This window comes from Mycobacterium sp. DL592 (genome assembly GCF_011694515.1).
Lineage (GTDB): Bacteria > Actinomycetota > Actinomycetes > Mycobacteriales > Mycobacteriaceae > Mycobacterium.
In genome coordinates, this window is sequence record NZ_CP050192.1 from 1336449 (window position 1) to 1355666 (window position 19218).

Genomic DNA, 19218 nt, shown 5'->3' on the forward strand with positions numbered 1-19218 from the left:
ATTTAAGTCCTGGGCCCCCCAATTTCGATTGGGGGGCCCAGGCATTTGTGCGTTTGGGAGCCTTCTAAACGGTTTCCAACGTGCATCAAGTGACGCCAAGAATGGCGAAACAATGGCCGAATGGCCGCCACTGAATAGCTAATTGAATGCCATTCTCAGAGCGCGCCGGCACCCGAATACACCAGGACGCCGCCCAGAAGACCGAGCACGACGACCGTCAATACGCGCTGTCGTCGCTGCATCCAGTCCCGGAACGACGCCAGGAAACTGTCGATCCGATGGGTCCATATCGCGTAGCCGAGAATCGGTACCGCCGCGGTCGAGCCGCCGGCAAGCGTGAAGAACGTGACCGCTGCCGCGACTCCGGCACCGTTCAACGGTGCTGAACCGATGAGGTAGCCGGCCCCCGCGCAGGCCGCGACCACTTTGATGTTGATCACCGTCAGGGCCACCCCGGTGACAGCGGCACTTGCCGGGGTGATGCGCTTGATCCGGCTCGCCCAGCGCGGGTTCTCGACAGTCGTATGCGATCGGCGCCAGTAGAGAACGCCGCCGACAAGGGCAAGCAGCCCCAAGCCGATACGCAGCCAGCCGGTCCACGACGGTGCCGGCCCTTCCAGTTTCTGCACCAGCTGCGGCACCTGGAGGAAGGCCACGGTGATGGCCGCCTTGCCCACCAGCCAGCCCGCAATGAACGCCAACCCCACCGGCCGCGGCCGCTCGCTGTGCACTACCAGCGCAACGGCGGGGATGACGGTGAACGGTGACAGGGCCACCACGGCAGCCAGCGCCGTCAGCTCGCCGAGAAGCGCTAACCATCCGTGCCACATCGTTTTTCGTCGCCTCCCGGCTTCGGGTCGCACTCCGCCTGCAGTCGCACCTCGGCGATTGCATCGCTACGGCGACACGCCGCAGGCCGGCGTCAACCTAGCATCGGCCCGGTGCACCGTGATCGTCCAACGACCGGCCCCAGTGCGCCTCGCACGCGGCTGATCGGGCTGTGAACTGCGGATTCGGTGCGCCGCGCGGATCGCGCCAGAATTGTTCTCGGCGAGTGAAAGTTGCAGGGGCAAGACAATGGCGGCGCTCGATCGGCTCAGTCGAATAGGGTGGCCGACTCCCGGACCCGCTCCAACGCCAACAGCTGACGCTTGCGGTCCAGCCCGCCCCCGTACCCGGTCAGGCCTCCGCCGGCACCGATGACGCGATGGCAGGGCACGATGATGCCAATTGGATTGCGTCCGTTCGCCAATCCGACCGCACGTGACGCCGCCGGCGATCCGATCTGCTCGGCGATCTCCCCGTACGAGCGGGTCTGGCCGTAGGGGATGGTGCGCAGCGCTGCCCAGACCTTCCGCTGGAACTCCGTGCCGGCAAGATACAGATCCAGGTCAAACTCGGTGAGCTCACCGGCGAAGTAGGCACCCAATTGCTCGACGGCATCGGGAAACGCGGCATCATCGGCGTCGACCCAGTTCGAGCGGTCGGGCTCGTGCGTCTGGTCCACCATCCGCAGGTGCATCAGGGTCGAGTCGGCGCCGGCCAGTGTCAGCGGACCGACCGGGCTGTCGATGATCCGGAATCGCAATGTGGTCATGGGGTCGTCTCCTTCGGGGGCCAATGGTTGACCGAATGGTCGAGGGTGGTCCACAGATGCTGAGCCGCATACGACCGCCACGGTCGCCAGCGGGCACTGTGCGCAGACAATGCCCGCGGCTCGCCGGGGATGCTGAGCTGCTCGGCCGCCAGGCGCACACCCAGGTCGGTGGCAGGGAACGCGTCCGGGTCACCCAGGCCCCGCATGGCCACGATCTCGGCCGTCCAGGGGCCGATGCCGGGCACCGCCAGCAGCTGGGCACGGGCCAGCTCCCAGTCACACCCGGGATCGAGGATCACCCCGCCTGCGGCCAGCGCCGCGATGAGCGCCGTCAGCGAGCGCCTGCGGGCCGCGGGCACGGCCAGGTGATCAGGGTGGATCTCGGCGAGCTCGTCGACGGTCGGAAACGTGTGGGTGAGCCCGCCCGCCGGGTCGGCCACCGTACTCCCGTAGGCCGACACCAGCCGCCCGGCGTGGGTGCGGGCGGCCTTCGTCGACACCTGCTGGCCGAGCACCGCCCGAACCGCCAGCTCCTGCTCGTCGACCGTGCGGGGGATCCGTTGCCCGGGGGCCTTGCTGACCACATCCCGAAGCTCGGTGTCGGTGCTGAGCGCTTCGATCACCGCCTCGGGGTCGGCGTCGAGATCCAGCAGCCGGCGGCAGCGGGCGATCGCCGTCGCAAGATCGCGGATGTTCTCCAGCACCAGCGTGCACGCGACATGATCGGGCTGCGGTGTCAGGCTGACGATGCCGTATCCCGACGGCAGACGCAGGGTGCGGCGGAACGCACCGTCGCGCACCTCTTCACAGCCGGGTACCGCGCTGGCCGCCAGATGCCCGAACACGCCCTCGTAGGCGAACGGGACACGCACCGGCAACCGCAGGCTCAGCACTTGGCCGCCCGGGGCGATGTCCTGTCCCCGGCGGCGGGTTGCGTTGTGCCGCAACTGCGTTGGCGTCATATCGCAGGCAGCGCGCACGGTGTCGTTGAACTGCCTGATGCTGGCAAACCCGGCGGCGAAGGCGATGTCGCTGAACGCCATCTCGGTGGTCTCGATAAGCACCCTGGCGGTCTGGACCCGCTGAGCCCGGGCCAGCGCGAGCGGCCCGGCGCCGACCTCGGCCTGCAGCATCCGCTCCAGCTGACGGGCGGTGTAGCCCACCCGCGCCGCCAGCCCGGTGACCCCCTCGCGGTCGACGACACCGTCGCCGATCAGGCGCATGGCCCGCGCGACGGCATCGCCACGGGCATTCCAGTCCGGCGAACCCGGTGACGCGTCCGGCCGGCACCGCTTGCAGGCCCGGAAGCCGGCCCGCTGCGCCGCGGCCGCACTGGGATAGAAGCGCACGTTGCGGGCCAGCGGAAGCCGCACCGGACAACTGGGCCGGCAGTAGATACCCGTCGTGAGCACCGCGGTGACGAACCAGCCGTCGAACCGGGAGTCCCTGGATTGGACGGCCCGGTAGCAGCGGTCGAAATCGTCGTGCACACCTCGACCCTTACACGCTGCCACCGACAGCACTAGCGGAAAACCGACATCGTGGACGAGGGCCGAAAGTGCGGTTTCCGGGATTGGCTGCCCACCCGGGCCGACGCGGTGCGAGACAGCCATATGATCAAAGTCCCCTCATCGACGAGCGCGAAGGAGTGCCGTGCAGCGCGTACCTCTGGTGGACTACCTCGTGCTCGGCGACGACCCCCATCTCGTCGCCAACGAATGCACCAACTGTGGTGCCCGTTTCTTCGACCGGCGCAGCGGCTGCGCGAACTGCGGCGGGCGGGAGTTCCGCCACGTGCGGATCTCTGAGACCGGCACGCTGCGGACATTCACCATCGTCAGCTTCGCCGCCGAAGGGGTACCGGTGCCGTTCGTGGCCGGCGTCGTGGACTGCGACGGCACGAGCGTGCGCGGCAACATCGTCAATGTGCCGCCGGACCCGGAGCACGTCACCACGGGGATGAAGGTGCGGCTGACCACCGTGCCCGTCGGCGTGGACCAGTCCGGTGTGGAAGCGGTCGGATTCGGCTTCGAGCCGGCGGAGTAGGAGTCACCATGGCTGAGAACGTGTGGATCCTGGGCATCTACATGACCAAGTTCGGCAAGCACAAGGATGCCGACACCCTCGATCTGGGGTCGGAGGCTGTCTTCGGAGCGCTGGCCGACGCCGGGGTGTCGATCGCGGACATCGGCGTCATCGGCGCCGGAAACCTGATGGGCCCACCAGGTTTCGGGCAGACGCTGCAGAAGCAGGTCGGCCAGACCGGGGTTCCGGTGTTCAACGTGAACAACGCCTGCGCCACCGGGGCGACCGCGCTGCGCGTCGCGGTCATGGCGATCAAGGCCGGCGAAGCCGACATGGGTCTGGCGGTCGGTGTCGAAAAGCTCGCCGGTGCGGGCCTGCTGACGGGCAACGCCCGGGCCGCGGAGGGCGGCCAGTGGGAGCCGCAGGGGCGCTTCGGTGCGGTCGCCCCGCTCGACGGCCGGGTCGGTACCGAAACCATGCCTGGAGTGTTCGCGCAGATCGGGATGGAGTACGGGCACCGCTACGGTGGCGCGGACTTCGAGCTGTTCGCCTCGATCTCGGAGAAGAACCACGCCCACTCGACGCTGAACCCCAAAGCGGCGTATCAGAAGCGCTTCACCCTCGACGAGATCATGAACGACGTGATGATCGCCTACCCGAACACTCGGCCGATGTGCTCGGCCAACTGTGACGGTGCTGCTGCCGCGGTGGTGGTCAGCGAGACCAAACTGCGCACCCTGTCACTCGAGCAGCAGCGGCGCGCGGTCAAGATCAGCGCCTCGATCCTGACCTCTGATCCCTACCAGGAGGCCTGCCAAATCCTGCCCGACGTCAACACGTTGACCCGGCAAGCCGCCACCCAGGCCTACGAGCAGGCCGGAATCGGGCCCGAGGACCTCGACCTGGTCGAACTGCACGACTGCTTCGCCACCGCGGAACTGGTGCACTACGACAATCTGCAGTTGTGCGAACCCGGTGGCGCGGTGGACTTCTTCAAGTCCGGCGCGCCGTGGCGTGACGGCCGGATGCCGGTCAACGTCTCGGGCGGACTGGAGTCCAAGGGCCATCCGGTCTCGGCCACCGGCATCGCCAACATCTGGGAGATCGCCACCCACCTGCGCGGCGAGGCGGGCGAACGCCAGATCGAGGGCGCCAAAGTCGGTTTGGCGCACGTCATCGGCCTGGGCTCGGCGTGCGGCATCCACGTCCTGGAGAAGTCGGCACTCTAGGTGCGCGGCCGCGCTAGATGAGGAGCAGCCAGTCCGAACGTCTCGCTGAGCGTGTCGCCGATTCGTAGCTGTTCAGGATCGCTGCCCACTCCCATGTCACGTCGGGGCCCCGATGGCTAGGATCGCAGGCGTGGCCCACCTGGTGCAGCGCTACCTCGACCAGGTCATCGCGGAGTATGCGGGCGTCACCGACGGCGCCCTGGCGGACTACATCCCCGAACTCGCCGACGTCGACCCGTCGGGGTTCGGCCTGGCGGTGTCCTCCTCGGACGGTTACGTCTACGAATCAGGTTCTGCCCGAACTGAATTCACCATCCAGTCGATCTCCAAGCCGTTCACCTATGCGTTGGCCCTCGACCAGGTGGGGGAGGCGGCCGTCGACACCAAGATCGGCGTCGAACCCTCCGGTGAGGCGTTCAACGAGATCAGCGTCGACGACAAGACCAAAACACCCAAGAACCCGATGATCAACGCTGGGGCGATCGCGGCCGTCGCCCTGGTGCCCGGCGCCAGCCCCGACGAGCGGTTCGACAAGATCCGCGACTTCTACTCCGCCTGCGCGGGCCGGCCGCTCGAACTCGACGAGGACGTCTACCGATCCGAGAAGGCCACCGGCAGCCGCAACCGTGCGATCGCCTACATGCTGGAGAGCTTCGGGGTGCTCGCCGACGATCCCGACGATGTGCTCGACGTCTACTTCCGGCAGTGCTCGTTGCGCGTGACGAGCGTCGACCTGGCCCGCATGGGCGCTACCTTGGCCCGCGGTGGCGTCAACCCGCAGACCGGGCGTCGCGTCACCGACACCCGGGTGGTGCAGCGGACGCTGTCGGTGATGGTCACCTGCGGGATGTACAACGCCGCAGGCGACTGGGTCAGTGCAGTGGGCCTGCCAGCCAAGAGCGGGGTGGGTGGCGGCATCGTCGCGGTGCTGCCCGGACAGCTCGGCATCGGCGTGTACTCGCCGCTGCTGGATGCCCGTGGCAACAGCGTGCGGGGAGTCCTGGTGTGCCGCAGCCTCTCCGAACGGTTGGGGCTGCACTTCCTGACCGTCAGCCGCGAGTCGCGCTCGACCATCAGGGCGATCTACGAACCGGCCGACGGGATTCGCGTCTACGAATTGCACGGTGACCTGATGTTCGCCGGAGCCGAGCAGGTCGCCCGGATCGTCGACCGGGACAGCGACGGCTTCGACGTGGCCATCCTCGACGTCACCCGCGCCGACGACATCAACGATTCCGCCCGCGCCCTGCTGAGCGGGATGAGCCAGGAACTCCGTGACGCCGGCAAGCAGGGCCTTGTCGTGGACCCGGACCGGATCGTGATCCGGCCGGACCGCGGCTACGACGACATCGTGTTCACCACCGTCGACGACGCAGTAGCCGCCGCCAAGCGGATCGGCTAGTCCAGCCGGGCCAGGGTGGCCAACCGGGTGGGCTGGTCGTAACCGCGCAGCGTTACCGACTCGGCCGACTCCCAGCACCGGCGCTCGTGGTCACCGGCCGCCTCGACGGTGACTGCCGAGGCGAGCACCCCGTGCGGGCGGGACTTGGCCAGCTCTGACAGCCGGGCGGCCTCGTTGACGGGCTCGCCGATCACCGTGTACTCGAAACGTTCGTTGGCCCCGACATTGCCGGCGACCACCTGGCCGGCCGCGACACCGATACCGGCGGCGCACTCGGGGACCTCGTGCTCCAGTCGGGCGACGATCGCCCTGGCCGCGGCCAGCGCATCGTCTTCGGGATTGTCGAGGGTGACGGGTGCACCGAAGATCGCCAGCGTCGCGTCGCCCTCGAACTTGTTGACCATTCCGCGATGGCGGTCGACCTCTTCGACGATCACTGCGAAGAACCGGTTGAGAAGTGCGACGACATCCCGGGGTGGCAGCGTGTTCACCAGCTGCGTGGAGCCGACGATATCGACGAAAAGGACTGCGACATGGCGCTCTTCGCCGCCGAGGGTCGGGCGCTGCAGCTCGGCCGCGGCGGCGACTTCCCGTCCGACGTGGCGGCCGAACAGGTCACGCACCCGCTCGCGCTCGCGCAGCCCGTGCACCATCGAGTTGAAGCCGCGCTGTAGCTCGCCGAGTTCGGTGCCGTCGAACACCACCAGGCTGGCATCCAGGTCGCCGTCTTCGACCCGCTTGAGCGCCGAGCGCACCACCCGTACGGGAGTGGCGGTGAGCCAGGCCAGAATCCAGGTCAGCAGGAAGCCGAAGACCAGCGTGGCCACCGCGGAGATCAGAATTCCGACTTCCAGCTGAGTCTTGGTGAGGTTCTGCAGCAGCAGCGAGAACAGCGCCACCAGACCGATGCCGATCACCGGCAGCCCGGAACTCAACATCCACACCGTCATGGTGCGGCCCATGATTCCCGGCGCCAGCCGATGTGGCGGTGGGCCCGCGGCGAGCGCCTGCGCGGCTACCGGCCGAAGCGCGAACTCGGTGAACAGGTACGCGCTGGTGGCCACGACCACCCCGACCACTCCGACCCCGAACGCCAGGCGGGGGATGAAGTCGGTGTCGAGCATGCCGTAGAGGATGGTGAACGCCGTGGTGCCCACCGCCCAGAGCAGCAGTTGGGCCATCGCGATGCGCCACGGGGTGAAGAACACGTTGCGCTGGTCGGCGCGGGTCGGGGGCCGGCCTTCTATCGCCCAGCGCAGATCGTTGACGGTGCGGGTGGTGATCCACCAGCTGCCGAACGCCAGCGCCGCCGCGCCGTAGGCGGGGGCCACCCCGAACGTGAGCCAGGCGGGCGCGTCCGTGAACACGCTGGGCACCGGGAAGGCCACCGTCACCAGCAGGGTGGCCACCGCGACCCCGATGATGTTGACGGTCAGCATGAACACGGTGAGCAGGGTCTGGATCCGCACTCGTCGCTTGGGGGCACTCTCGGTGACCTTGCCCAGTAGCAACGACCCGTAAGCCGGGGTGTTGGCCAGCCGTCCGCTCTGCCGGGTGACCCGCTCCAGGACGCGGCCCAACCGCTGCGCGACGCTCGGCCTGGCACTCATGGTGGCGTCAGCCTAATTCGTCCGGGCGGCCACACCCTAAGCTTGTGCCGTGCGCCTCGTGATCGCCCAGTGCACTGTCGACTACATCGGCCGGCTCACCGCCCATCTGCCTTCCGCGCGGCGCCTGCTGCTCGTCAAGGCCGACGGCTCGGTCAGCGTCCATGCCGACGACCGTGCCTACAAGCCGTTGAACTGGATGAGCCCGCCCTGCTGGCTGACCGAGGCCGACGACGGTCCGCAGCCCGTCTGGGTGGTGGAGAACAAGGCGGGCGAACAGCTGCGCATCACGCTGGAGGCCATCGAGCACGATTCCAGCCACGAGCTGGGCATCGATCCGGGGTTGGTCAAGGACGGGGTCGAAGCCCACCTGCAGGAGCTGCTCGCCGAACACATCGAGCTGCTCGGCGACGGCTACACCCTGGTGCGCCGCGAGTACATGACGGCCATCGGTCCGGTGGACATCCTGGCGCGTGACGAACAGGGCCGCTCGGTGGCCGTCGAGATCAAACGCCGCGGCGAGATCGACGGCGTCGAGCAGCTGACGCGCTACCTCGAGCTGCTCAACCGCGACAGCCTGCTGGCCCCGGTCAGCGGAGTGTTTGCCGCCCAGCAGATAAAACCGCAAGCGCGCACCTTGGCAACTGATCGTGGAATCCGCTGCCTGGCACTGGATTACGACAAGATGCGCGGTATGGACAGCGACGAGTTCCGGCTGTTCTGATGCCCCGCCGCAGACCGGAACGTCGTCAGGGCACCGGGCTGCCGCCACCGCCGATGCAGCGCCGTATCGAGATCGGCGCCGACGGCTACGACTACGAGGTGCGCCCGGTTGCGGGCTCCCGCGCCACCAAGACCTATCGGTGTCCCGGCTGTGATCACGAGATCCGTTCCGGCACAGCACATGTGGTGGTGTGGCGAACGGACGACGGAGAAGCAGGGGTTGAGGACAGACGGCACTGGCATACGCCGTGCTGGGCCAACCGTGCCTCGCGTGGACCCACCCGAAAGTGGTCCTGAGCGGTTAGTGCTCGGCGGCCTTCTCCACGAGTTCCACCAGCACGCCACCGGCGTCCTTGGGGTGGATGAAGTTGATCCGCGAGTTCGCGGTGCCACGCCGGGGCGCGTCGTAGATCAGCCGGACACCCTGGCTGCGCAGCTGCTCGGAGATGGCGTCGACATCGCTGACGCGGTAGGCCATCTGCTGGATACCCGGACCGCGCTTGTCGATGAACTTGGCGATGGTCGAGGTCTCGTCCAGCGGAGCCATCAGCTGGATCTGGGCGCACTCGGTGCCCGCGCCGCGCAGCGACAGCATGGCCTCGCGGATGCCCTGGTCTTCGTTGATCTCCTCGTGAACGAGGATCATGCCGAGATGCTCGTGGTACCACTGGATCGCAGCGTCGAGATCCGGCACTGCGATGCCGATGTGGTCAACGGCCGTGACGAGTGCGCCGGCCAGCACTGGACGGGCATCAACTTGCTCAGCGGTCATAACGCAAAGGTAACCTAACGACATCGGATCCAACACCGGGGGATCTGTGATTAGCCGCATAGCAGCGGCTCCAAACGCCCGTGGAGGTAGTAATGACGACGTCTGTGATCGTTGCTGGAGCACGTACACCGATTGGCAAGCTGTCGGGGTCGCTCAAGGGCTTCTCGGGCAGCGATCTTGGCGCGATCGCCATCAAGGGCGCTCTGGAGAAGGCCGGGGTCCCGGCCTCGCTGGTCGAGTACGTGATCATGGGCCAGGTGCTCACCGCCGGCGCCGGCCAGATGCCCGCCCGCCAGTCGGCGGTGGCCGCCGGCATCGGCTGGGATGTGCCCGCGCTGACCATCAACAAGATGTGCCTGTCCGGCATCGATTCCATCGCACTGGCCGATCAGCTGATCCGCGCCGGGGAGTTCGACGTGGTGGTGGCCGGCGGCCAGGAGTCCATGACCAGGGCACCGCACCTGCTGATGAACAGCCGCGAGGGCTACAAGTACGGCGACGTCACCATGCTCGACCACCTGGCCTACGACGGCCTGCACGACGTGTTCACCGACCAGCCGATGGGCGCGCTCACCGAGCAGCGCAACGACGTCGACAAGTTCACCCGCCTCGAGCAGGACGAGTTTGCCGCGAGCTCACACCAGAAGGCGGCGGCGGCCTGGAAAGACGGGGTGTTCGCCGACGAGGTGGTCCCGGTGTCGATCCCGCAGCGCAAGGGTGACCCCGTCGAGTTCACCGAGGACGAGGGCATCCGCGCCAACACCACCGCCGAGTCGCTGTCCGGGCTCAAGCCGTCGTTCCGCAAGGACGGCACGATCACCGCCGGATCGGCCTCCCAAATCTCCGACGGCGGTTGCGCTGTCGTGGTGATGAAGAAGACCAAAGCGCAGGAGCTGGGTCTGAGCTGGTTGTGCGAGATCGGTGCCCACGGCGTCGTCGCCGGCCCCGATTCCACCCTGCAGTCCCAGCCCGCCAACGCCATCAAGAAGGCCGCGGCCCGCGAAGGCATCACCGTCGACCAGTTTGACGTCCTCGAGATCAACGAGGCGTTCGCCGCGGTCTCGCTGGCCTCGACCCGCGAGCTGGGCGTCGACCCGGCCAAGGTCAACCGCAACGGCGGGGCGATCGCGCTGGGCCACCCGATCGGCATGTCAGGTGCGCGCATCACGCTGCACGCCGCCCTGGAGCTGTCCCGACGGGGTTCGGGGTACGCGGTGGCGGCGTTGTGCGGTGCCGGCGGCCAGGGCGACGCGCTGATCCTGCGCGCGGGCTGATCAACGACGACGCGTAGTAGCTGGGCCGGCGCTGCGGCACAATGGCGCCATGACGAGCACTTTCGACATCCGCAGCACCGCGGGACGGTTCCGCGTCGTGGCGCTGGCCGAAGCGCTGACCTGGGTGGGTCTGCTGATCGGCATGTACTTCAAGTACCTGGGCAGCCCTCGCACCGAGATCGGCGTGAAGATCTTCGGGATGGCCCACGGGCTGGTGTTCATCGCGTTCGTGGTCACGGCCGTACTGGCCGGTATCGCCTATTCCTGGCGTCCAGGAACGTGGTTGCTGGCGTTGCTGGGCAGCATTGTGCCGCTCGGCAGTGTGATCTTCCTCATATGGGCGGATCGGACCGCGAAATTCGGCCCGGAAACCACCTCTGACCACTCCGGGAAGGGGTCTTCAGCGGCGTCGGAATCAGCGCCGTCGCGGACATGACAGACTTGTGGGCGTGACACGTCCACGCCCCTCGATCTCGCCGGCTTTGGCCGGTGCCATCGACCTCTCGGGACTCAAGCAGCGGGCCCAGGCGCCCGCCGGTGGTGCGGCCCCCGCCGGTGGTGTCGAGATCACCGAAGCCAACTTCGAAGCCGAGGTGCTGGTCCGCTCCGGCCAACTCCCGGTCGTCGTGGTGCTCTGGTCGCCGCGCAGCGAGGTCTGCGTCGAGCTGATCGACGTCTTCGCCGCCCTGGCCGCCGCCGACAACGGGAAGTGGTCGCTGGCCACGGTCAACGTCGACGTCGTGCCGCGGGTCGCGCAGATGTTCGGCATCGAAGCCGTGCCCACCGTGGTCGCACTGGCCGGTGGTCAGCCGCTGGCCAGCTTCCAGGGTCCGCAGCCACCCGAGCAGTTGCGCCGATGGGTCGACTCGCTGCTGGCGGCAACAGCCGGAAAGCTCAGCGGCGCAGCCGAATCCGACACCGAGCAGGTCGACCCCGCAGTGGAAGCGGCGCGTGAGCATCTTGAGGCCGGTGACTTCCCGGCCGCCGCCGCGGCCTATCAGGGCATCCTCGATACCGACCCCAACCACGTCGAGGCCAAGGGTGCGCTGCGGCAGATCACCTTCCTGCAGCGTGCCACCGCGCAGCGGCCCGACGCCGTCGCGGTGGCTGCCGCGGCGCCCGACGACATCGAGGCGGCCTTCGCAGCGGCCGACGTGGAACTGCTCAACCAGGACGTCAGTGCGGCCTTCGACCGGCTGATCGCCCTGGTGCGGCGGACATCCGGCGACGAGCGCACTGCGGTGCGCACCCGGCTCATCGAGCTCTTCGAGCTGTTCGACCCCGCCGACCCGGACGTGATCAAGGGCCGGCGCAACCTCGCCAACGCGCTGTACTAGCCCGCCGGGTGTGCATCCTGATACGCCGGGAGCGGCGTGTCGAGGATGAAACCGCACACTCGGCGACAGGGCCTGCGCCCGACTAGGCGGGTTCGAGCCAGATTGCCGAGGTAGGCGGCAGCACCAGCGTCGCCGACGCGGGGCGGCCGTGCCACGGATCATCGGTGGCCTCGACGGCGCCGAAATTCCCCGCGCCGCCGCCGTTGTAGATCGACGCGTCGGTGTTGAGCACCTCCCGCCAGGTGCCCGCGTGCGGCAGACCCAGCCGGTACTGGGTGTGCTCGGAGCCGGCGAAGTTGAACACGCACGCCAGCACCGACCCGTCGTTGCCGTAGCGCAGGAAGCTCAGCACGTTATTCGCCGAGTCGTTGGCGTCGATCCACGAGTAGCCCTCGGGCCGGCTGTCCTGGCTCCACAGTGCGGGGCGGGTCCGATAGATCTGGTTCATGTCGGCGACGAACCGCAGGATGCCGTCGGAGAAGCTGTTCTCGTCGAGTTGGTACCAGTCGATCCCGCGTTCCTCCGACCACTCGGCACGCTGACCGAACTCCTGGCCCATGAACAGCAGCTGCTTACCCGGATGCGCCCACTGGTAGGCCAGCAGGCTGCGCAGCCCGGCCGCCTTGACGTGATCGTTGCCCGGCATCCGTCCCCACAGCGTGCCCTTGCCGTGTACCACCTCGTCGTGGCTGATCGGCAGCACATAGTTCTCGCTGAACGCATACAGCATCGAGAACGTCATCTCGTGGTGGTGGTAGTTGCGATAGATCGGGTCACGACTGATGTAGTCCAGGGTGTCGTGCATCCACCCCATGTTCCACTTCATCGAAAAGCCAAGGCCGCCAAGGTTGGTCGGTCGGGTGACACCCGGCCAGGACGTCGACTCCTCGGCGATCGTGACGATGCCCGGTGCCGCCTTGTGCACGGTGGCGTTCATCTCCTGCAGGAACTGCACCGCCTCGAGGTTCTCCCGGCCGCCGTAGATGTTCGGCGTCCAGCCGTCGGCCGGGCGGGAGTAGTCCAGGTAGAGCATCGAGGCCACGGCGTCCACCCGTAGGCCGTCGATGTGGTACTCCTGCAGCCAGTACAGCGCGTTGGCGACCAGGAAGTTACGCACCTCGGGTCGGCCGAAGTCGAAGACGTAGGTGCCCCAGTCGAGTTGCTCACCACGGCGCGGGTCGGAATGCTCGTAGAGCGCGGTGCCGTCGAACCGGCCGAGCGCCCAGCCGTCCTTCGGGAAGTGCGCGGGCACCCAGTCGACGATCACCCCGATCCCGGCCCGATGCAGCGTGTCCACCAGGAAGCGGAAGTCGTCGGGGGAGCCGAACCGCGATGTCGGCGCGTAGTAGGACGTCACCTGATAGCCCCAGGATCCGCCGAACGGGTGCTCGGCGACCGGCAGGAACTCGACGTGGGTGAAGCCCTGGGCGACAACATAATCGGTGAGCTGCTCGGCGAGCTGACGGTAGCTCAGACCGGGGCGCCACGAGCCCAGGTGCACCTCGTAGGTGCTCATCGGCTCGAACACCGGATTGTGGTTCGCCCGCCGCGTCATCCAGTCGGCGTCATCCCAGGTGTAGTGCGAGACGTTCACTTTCGAGGCGGTCTGCGGTGGCACCTCGGTGGCGAAGGCGAACGGGTCGGCGCGGTCGGTCACCGAGCCGTCGATGCCGTGCACCCGGAACTTGTAGAGGCCATCGGTGGGGAAGTCCGGCCAGAACAGCTCCCACACCCCGGAGGATCCCAGTACCCGCATCGGGGCGTCGTTGCCGTCCCAGTGGTTGAACTCACCGATCAGGCTGACGCCCTTGGCATTCGGAGCCCACACCGCGAACGAGACACCGTCGACCACCCCGTCGGGGGTGGTGAAGGACCGCGGGTGGGCGCCGAGGATCTCCCACAGCCGCTCGTGGCGGCCCTCGGCGAACAGGTGCAGATCCATCTCACCCAGCGTGGGCAGGAATCGGTATCCGTCGGCGACGGTGATGGTGTGGGTGTCGTTCTCGCCGGCCGGATAGCTGACCTCGAGACGGTAGTCGGCGAGGTTGGTGAACGGCAGCGCCACCGCGAACAGTCCGGCGTCGACGTGGCTGAACTCGTAGCGCCGGCCCCCGACGATCGCCACCACCTGGCGGGCATGCGGACGCAGCGCGCGCAGCACCGTGTGGTCGTCGTACTCGTGAGCGCCCAGGATGCTGTGCGGATCGTGATGAACCCCGGCCACCAGCCGGGCCACCTCGCCGGGATCCGGCGCCAGGTAGGGGCTGGCGAGCTTGTCTGTTCTCGTCATCTGCGCCTGAGCTCCTTTCGTCCCCGTCATTCCCGCCGAAGCAGCGTCAATCGCTGGTCGGCCGGTATCAGCGGCATGTTCAGCACGTGCGCCACCGCCCGCGCCGGCTCGATCCGCACGTAGTTCGCCTGGCCCCACTGGTATTCCTCCCCGGAGATCTCGTCCCGAACCCAGAATCGGTCGTAGGGCTGCATACCCAAAGCGGCCATGTTCAGCCACACCGTTCCCTCTTCGGCGCTGAACGCGTTGAGGGTGACCACCACCAGCACCGTGTCACCGGTGACCGGATCGAACTTGCTGTAGGCCAGCAGCGCGTCGTTGTCGACGTGGTGGAACGTGATGGTGCGCATCTGGCACAGCGCCGGATGGACCCGGCGAATCTCATTGAGCCGCTTCAGGAAAGGCTCCAGCGAATGTCCCTGGGCCAGGGCGCCCTCGAAGTGACGCGGGCGCAGCTCGTACTTCTCGGAGTTCAGGTACTCCTCGCTGCCCTCACGCACCGGCAGATGCTCGAACAGCTCGAAACCGGAGTAGACGCCCCACGACGTGCCCAGTGTGGCGGCCAGCACCGCGCGGATGGCGAACATGCCCGGCCCGCCAACCTGCAGGCTCTCGTGCAGGATGTCGGGGGTGTTGACGAACAGGTTGGGCCGCGCGTAGTCGGCGTGCTCGGCGATCTGGCGGCCGAACTGCTCGATCTCCCACTTGGCGGTGCGCCAGGTGAAGTACGAATACGACTGCGTGAAGCCGAGTTTGGCCAGCCCGTACATCCGGGCCGGGCGGGTGAACGCCTCGGACAGGAACAGCACGTCAGGGTCGACGGACTTGACCTCGCTGATCAGCCAGGCCCAGAAGTTCGGCGGCTTGGTGTGCGGGTTGTCGACGCGAAAGATCTTGACGCCGTGCTCGATCCAGTGCCGCACCACCCGCAGCACCTCGTCGTAGAGGCCACCCGGGTCGTTGTCGAAATTCAGCGGATAGATGTCCTGATACTTCTTCGGCGGGTTCTCCGCGTAGGCGATCGTCCCGTCGGGCAGTTCGGTGAACCACTGCCGGTGATCCTTGGCCCACGGGTGGTCCGGCGCGCACTGCAACGCCAGATCCAGCGCCACTTCCATACCGTTGTCCCGCACGGCGGCCACGAACCGGTCGAAGTCCTCGATGGTGCCCAGGTCGGGATGGACGGCGTCGTGTCCGCCCTCGTCGCTGCCGATCGCCCACGGCGACCCGACATCGTCGACCTCGGCGGTCACCGTGTTGTTGCGGCCCTTGCGGTGCACCTTGCCGATCGGATGGATCGGCGGCAGATAGACGACGTTGAACCCCATCGCGGCGATGCGGGGCAGGGCGGCCGTCGACGTCGCGAACGTTCCGTGCACCGGACGGCCCTGGTCGTCCCAGCCCCCGGTCGAGCGCGGGAAGAACTCGTACCAGGCGCTGCACCGGGCCAGCGGGCGGTCCACCCAGACGCCGTAGGTGCTGCCGCGGGTGACCAGTTCGCGCAGCGGGTAGGCGGCCAGCAGATCGGTGACCTCGTGCGAGAGCGCCAGCGCGGCGCGGGTCACGGGGTCACCCGGCTCGCGTAGCGCGGCCGCGGCATGCAGCAGTGGAGTGCGCCGGTCGCGCGGCACGCCGGTGGCCGCCCGCTCCAGCAGCCGGGCACCGACCAGCAGGTCGTTGTTCAGTTCGGATTCGCCCTGCCCGGCGTCGAGTTTGGCGGTCACCGCATGGTGCCACGTGGTGATCGGGTCGCCCCAGCCGTCGATCCGGAACGTCCACAGACCGACCCGGTCGGGCACGAACTGCCCGTGGTACAGATCCGGGGTGGTCCCCGGCGACATGGAGTACAGCTGCGGCTTGACCCGGTTGGCGGCCGCCGGCGCCGCGGCCGTCTCGGCGGACTCGAGGGCCTTGATGCGACGGGCCGGGTTGTGGCCCAGCTGCGGATAAGCCGGGCCCAGGTAGCGGACCACCAGCGTCGCGGCCACCGCGTCATGTCCCTCGCGCCACACCGACGCGCACACCGGCACCACCTCGCCGACGACCGCCTTGGCCGGGTAGGTGCCGCAGGACACAACGGGCGCGACGTCATCGATCTCGATCCGACCGGGCACCCAACCACTCCTATTTCTGACTTGTACGACTTCTGCCTTGTCCGACCTGGCCGGCGCCCCGCCGGATCCGTCGGTCTCCTCGTCCGTGCCTTCTCGGGTAACCGCATCACGCTCAGTTCACACCGTAGTGGGCCGAGTCGGTGCGAGGGGAAGAAGCGCACGCTCGGCCAGCTGCCTCAGTAAGGTTGGGTCACGTGAAGGCGCTGCGTAGGTTCACAGTCCGTGCCCACCTGCCCGAGCGACTCTCGGCCCTGGGCCGATTGTCGACCAACCTGCGCTGGTCGTGGGACAAGCCGACGCAGGACCTCTTTGCCGCCATCGACCCGCAGCTGTGGGACCTGACCGGTCAGGACCCGGTCGCGTTGCTCGGCGCGGTATCACCCAAGCGGCTCGACGAGCTCGCCGAGGATGACGGATTCCTGGCCGGCCTGGATCAGCTGGCCGCCGATCTCGACGACTATCTGGCCCGCCCGATGTGGTACCAGGAACAGGATCCGGCAACCATGCCGACCGGCATCGCCTACTTCTCGATGGAGTTCGGTGTCGCCGAGGTGTTGCCGAACTACTCCGGCGGCCTGGGCATCCTGGCCGGCGACCATCTGAAGTCGGCCTCGGATCTGGGCTTGCCGCTCATCGCCGTCGGCCTGTATTACCGCTCCGGATACTTCCGGCAGTCGCTGACCGCCGACGGCTGGCAGCGGGAGAACTATCCGTCGCTGGACCCGCAGGGGCTGCCGCTGCGGCTGCTCACCGACGCGGCGGGCGCACCCGTTCTGGTGGAGTTGGCGATGCCGGACTCCAAACAGCTGCGGGCGCGGGTCTGGGTGGCCCAGGTCGGCCGGATTCCGCTGCTGCTGCTCGACTCCGACATCCCCGAGAACGAGCACGACCTGCGCAACGTCACCGACCGCCTCTACGGCGGCGACCAGGAGCACCGGATCAAGCAGGAGCTGCTGGCCGGCATCGGCGGGGTGCGGGCCATCCGCGCGTTCACCGCCATCGAGGGCCTGCCTGCACCCGACGTGTTCCACATGAACGAGGGCCATGCCGGCTTCCTCGGTGTGGAGCGGATCCGGGAGTTGATGGCCGCCGAGCGGCTGGACTTCGACACCGCGCTGACCGTCGTCCGCGCGGGCACCGTGTTCACCACGCACACCCCGGTGCCGGCGGGGATCGACCGGTTCCCGGTGGAGATGGTGCAGCGCTACTTCGGCGACGACGGGCCTGCCGGGCTGCTGCCCGGGGTGCCGGTGGGCCGGGTGCTCGCCTTCGGTGCCGAGGACGATCCGACGAAGTTCAACATGGCGCACATGGGTCTGCGGCTGGCGCAGCGGGCCAACGGGGTCTCGCTGCTGCATGGCCGGGTCAGCAGGCAGATGTTCGATGAGCTGTGGCCGGGATTCGACCCCGGTGACGTGCCGATCGGGTCGATCACCAACGGCGTGCACGGCCCGACCTGGGCGGCGCCGCAGTGGCTGCAGCTCGGCCGCGAGCTCGCCGGTTCCACTGAGGCGTTGCGTGAGCCCCAGGTGTGGCAGCGGCTGCAGGAAGTCGGGCCGGGTCACATCTGGTGGATCCGATCGCAGCTGCGGGCGACCCTGGTCGAGGACGTACGCCGCAGGCTGCGCCGGTCCTGGCAGGAGCGGGGCGCATCGGAGGCCGAACTAGGTTGGATCGCAACGGCTTTCGACCCCGATGTGCTCACCATCGGCTTCGCCCGCCGGGTGCCCACCTACAAGCGCCTGACGTTGATGTTGCGCGACCCGCAGCGCCTCGAGGCCCTGCTGCTCGATCCCGAGCGGCCCCTGCAGCTCATCGTCGCGGGCAAGTCGCACCCCGCCGACGATGCCGGCAAGGCCCTCATCCAGCAGGTCGTCAAGTTCGCCGACCGGCCAGAGGTCCGCCACCGCATCGCCTTCCTACCCGACTACGACATGTCGATGGCGCGCGTCCTGTACTGGGGGTGCGATGTGTGGCTGAACAATCCGTTGCGACCGCTGGAGGCGTGCGGCACCTCGGGGATGAAGAGCGCCCTCAACGGCGGGCTGAACCTGTCCATCCGGGACGGTTGGTGGGACGAGTGGTTCGACGGCGAAAACGGTTGGGAGATACCGACCGCCGACGGCCTGACCGACGAGGGGCGCCGTGACGACCTGGAAGCCGCCGCCCTGTACAACCTGCTGGAACATTCGGTGGGCCCCAGGTTCTACGACCGCGACGAGGCCGGCGTGCCGACCCGCTGGGTCGAGATGGTGCGCCACACCCTGCAGACGCTGGGCCCCAAGGTGCTGGCGTCGCGGATGGTGCGCGACTACACCGAGAAGTACTACGCGCCGGCCGCACAGTCGTTGCGCCGGACCGTCGAGCCCGTCGACGGTCTGCCGTTCGGTGCGGCCCGTGAGTTGAGCGCCTACCGGCTGCGGGCACGCGAGGCGTGGCCCAACATCGCCATCACCGACGTCGACAGCACCGGCCTGCCCGACACCCCGCTGCTGGGCTCCGAGCTGACGCTGACCGCCGCCGTGCGCCTCGCCGGGCTGCGGCCCGAGGAGGTCGTCGTCGAGGCGGTGCTGGGCCGCGTCGATGACACCGACGTCCTGCAGGAGCCGACGTCGGTGCCGATGACCCATACCGGACCGGGCGACGGTGACACCGAGTTGTTCTCCACGACGACGCCGCTTCCGGTGGCCGGGTCGGTCGGCTACACGGTGCGGGTGCTGCCGCACAACCCGCTGTTGGCCGCCGACAACGAGCTCGGCCTAGTGGTGATGGCGTAACGCTGACGGTTCCGGATCCGGTTAGCAGGGCAGGGGTGCCGCATGTAGGTTCCCACAGGGAGTGCCTATCG

16 protein-coding genes are annotated in these 19218 nt (G+C 68.0%); 9 read left to right on the top strand and 7 right to left on the bottom strand.

The window, feature by feature from the left end; all coding sequences use genetic code 11:
• Positions 1-155 precede the first annotated feature (155 nt).
• From HBE64_RS06490 to HBE64_RS06500, 3 genes are all read right to left on the bottom strand, one after another.
• Positions 156-830, bottom strand: a complete 675-nt coding sequence (locus HBE64_RS06490) for a GAP family protein (RefSeq protein ID WP_167099316.1) — start codon at positions 828-830, stop codon at positions 156-158.
• A gap of 266 nt (positions 831-1096) precedes the next feature.
• Positions 1097-1597 carry a methylated-DNA--[protein]-cysteine S-methyltransferase gene (locus HBE64_RS06495; RefSeq protein WP_167099319.1) on the bottom strand — a complete coding sequence of 167 codons (501 nt, stop codon included), beginning with the start codon at positions 1595-1597 and terminating at the stop codon, positions 1097-1099.
• Positions 1594-3087: a DNA-3-methyladenine glycosylase 2 family protein gene (locus tag HBE64_RS06500; RefSeq protein ID WP_167099322.1), complete on the bottom strand. Its 1494-nt coding sequence runs from the start codon at positions 3085-3087 to the stop codon at positions 1594-1596. The genes HBE64_RS06495 and HBE64_RS06500 overlap by 4 nt, the downstream gene beginning before the upstream one ends.
• A gap of 163 nt (positions 3088-3250) precedes the next feature.
• Between HBE64_RS06500 and HBE64_RS06505 the strand changes: the two genes are divergently transcribed.
• The 3 genes from HBE64_RS06505 to glsA all read left to right on the top strand — a co-directional run bounded on the left by HBE64_RS06505 (position 3251) and on the right by glsA (position 6253).
• On the top strand, positions 3251-3643 hold the full coding sequence (locus HBE64_RS06505) for a Zn-ribbon domain-containing OB-fold protein (RefSeq protein ID WP_167099325.1): 393 nt from the start codon (positions 3251-3253) through the stop codon (positions 3641-3643).
• 8 nt (positions 3644-3651) lie between these two features.
• The gene (locus HBE64_RS06510; RefSeq protein WP_167099328.1) at positions 3652-4851 is read left to right on the top strand and encodes a thiolase family protein; all 1200 of its coding nucleotides are present in this window, start codon (positions 3652-3654) and stop codon (positions 4849-4851) included.
• A gap of 130 nt (positions 4852-4981) precedes the next feature.
• Positions 4982-6253: a glutaminase A gene (gene glsA / locus HBE64_RS06515; RefSeq protein WP_167099331.1), complete on the top strand. Its 1272-nt coding sequence runs from the start codon at positions 4982-4984 to the stop codon at positions 6251-6253.
• On the opposite strand, the gene HBE64_RS06520 is transcribed toward glsA, so the two are convergent.
• On the bottom strand, positions 6250-7863 hold the full coding sequence (locus tag HBE64_RS06520) for an adenylate/guanylate cyclase domain-containing protein (RefSeq protein ID WP_167099334.1): 1614 nt from the start codon (positions 7861-7863) through the stop codon (positions 6250-6252). The genes glsA and HBE64_RS06520 overlap by 4 nt on opposite strands.
• 49 nt (positions 7864-7912) lie before the next feature.
• On the opposite strand from HBE64_RS06520, the gene nucS reads away from it, so the two are divergent.
• Positions 7913-8584, top strand: a complete 672-nt coding sequence (gene nucS, locus HBE64_RS06525) for an endonuclease NucS (RefSeq protein ID WP_167099337.1) — start codon at positions 7913-7915, stop codon at positions 8582-8584.
• Positions 8584-8880 carry a hypothetical protein gene (locus HBE64_RS06530; protein ID WP_167099339.1) on the top strand — a complete coding sequence of 99 codons (297 nt, stop codon included), beginning with the start codon at positions 8584-8586 and terminating at the stop codon, positions 8878-8880. The genes nucS and HBE64_RS06530 overlap by 1 nt, the downstream gene beginning before the upstream one ends.
• A 4-nt stretch (positions 8881-8884) precedes the next feature.
• On the opposite strand, the gene mce is transcribed toward HBE64_RS06530, so the two are convergent.
• Positions 8885-9355, bottom strand: a complete 471-nt coding sequence (gene mce, locus HBE64_RS06535; RefSeq protein WP_167099342.1) for a methylmalonyl-CoA epimerase — start codon at positions 9353-9355, stop codon at positions 8885-8887.
• A gap of 92 nt (positions 9356-9447) precedes the next feature.
• Here mce and HBE64_RS06540 point away from each other — a divergent pair, with 92 nt between their 5' ends.
• The 3 genes from HBE64_RS06540 to HBE64_RS06550 are packed head-to-tail and all read left to right on the top strand — an operon-like array spanning position 9448 to position 11966.
• A complete protein-coding gene (locus HBE64_RS06540) occupies positions 9448-10629 on the top strand; it encodes an acetyl-CoA C-acetyltransferase (protein ID WP_167099345.1) in 1182 nt (393 codons plus the stop codon).
• Positions 10630-10678: 49 nt separating this feature from the next.
• Positions 10679-11065, top strand: coding sequence for a DUF3817 domain-containing protein (locus tag HBE64_RS06545; RefSeq protein ID WP_167099348.1), 387 nt, complete (start codon positions 10679-10681; stop codon positions 11063-11065).
• 13 nt (positions 11066-11078) lie between these two features.
• The gene (locus tag HBE64_RS06550) at positions 11079-11966 is read left to right on the top strand and encodes a tetratricopeptide repeat protein (protein WP_167099351.1); all 888 of its coding nucleotides are present in this window, start codon (positions 11079-11081) and stop codon (positions 11964-11966) included.
• A gap of 82 nt (positions 11967-12048) precedes the next feature.
• Here the strand turns inward: HBE64_RS06550 and glgB are convergent, their stop codons facing one another.
• Positions 12049-14256, bottom strand: a complete 2208-nt coding sequence (glgB, locus tag HBE64_RS06555; protein ID WP_167099354.1) for a 1,4-alpha-glucan branching protein GlgB — start codon at positions 14254-14256, stop codon at positions 12049-12051.
• Between the two features lie 26 nt (positions 14257-14282).
• Positions 14283-16370, bottom strand: coding sequence for an alpha-1,4-glucan--maltose-1-phosphate maltosyltransferase (locus HBE64_RS06560; RefSeq protein ID WP_167099357.1), 2088 nt, complete (start codon positions 16368-16370; stop codon positions 14283-14285).
• Between the two features lie 194 nt (positions 16371-16564).
• Here HBE64_RS06560 and glgP point away from each other — a divergent pair, with 194 nt between their 5' ends.
• Positions 16565-19147: an alpha-glucan family phosphorylase gene (glgP, locus tag HBE64_RS06565; protein ID WP_167099360.1), complete on the top strand. Its 2583-nt coding sequence runs from the start codon at positions 16565-16567 to the stop codon at positions 19145-19147.
• The last annotated feature ends 71 nt before the right edge of the window (positions 19148-19218 follow it).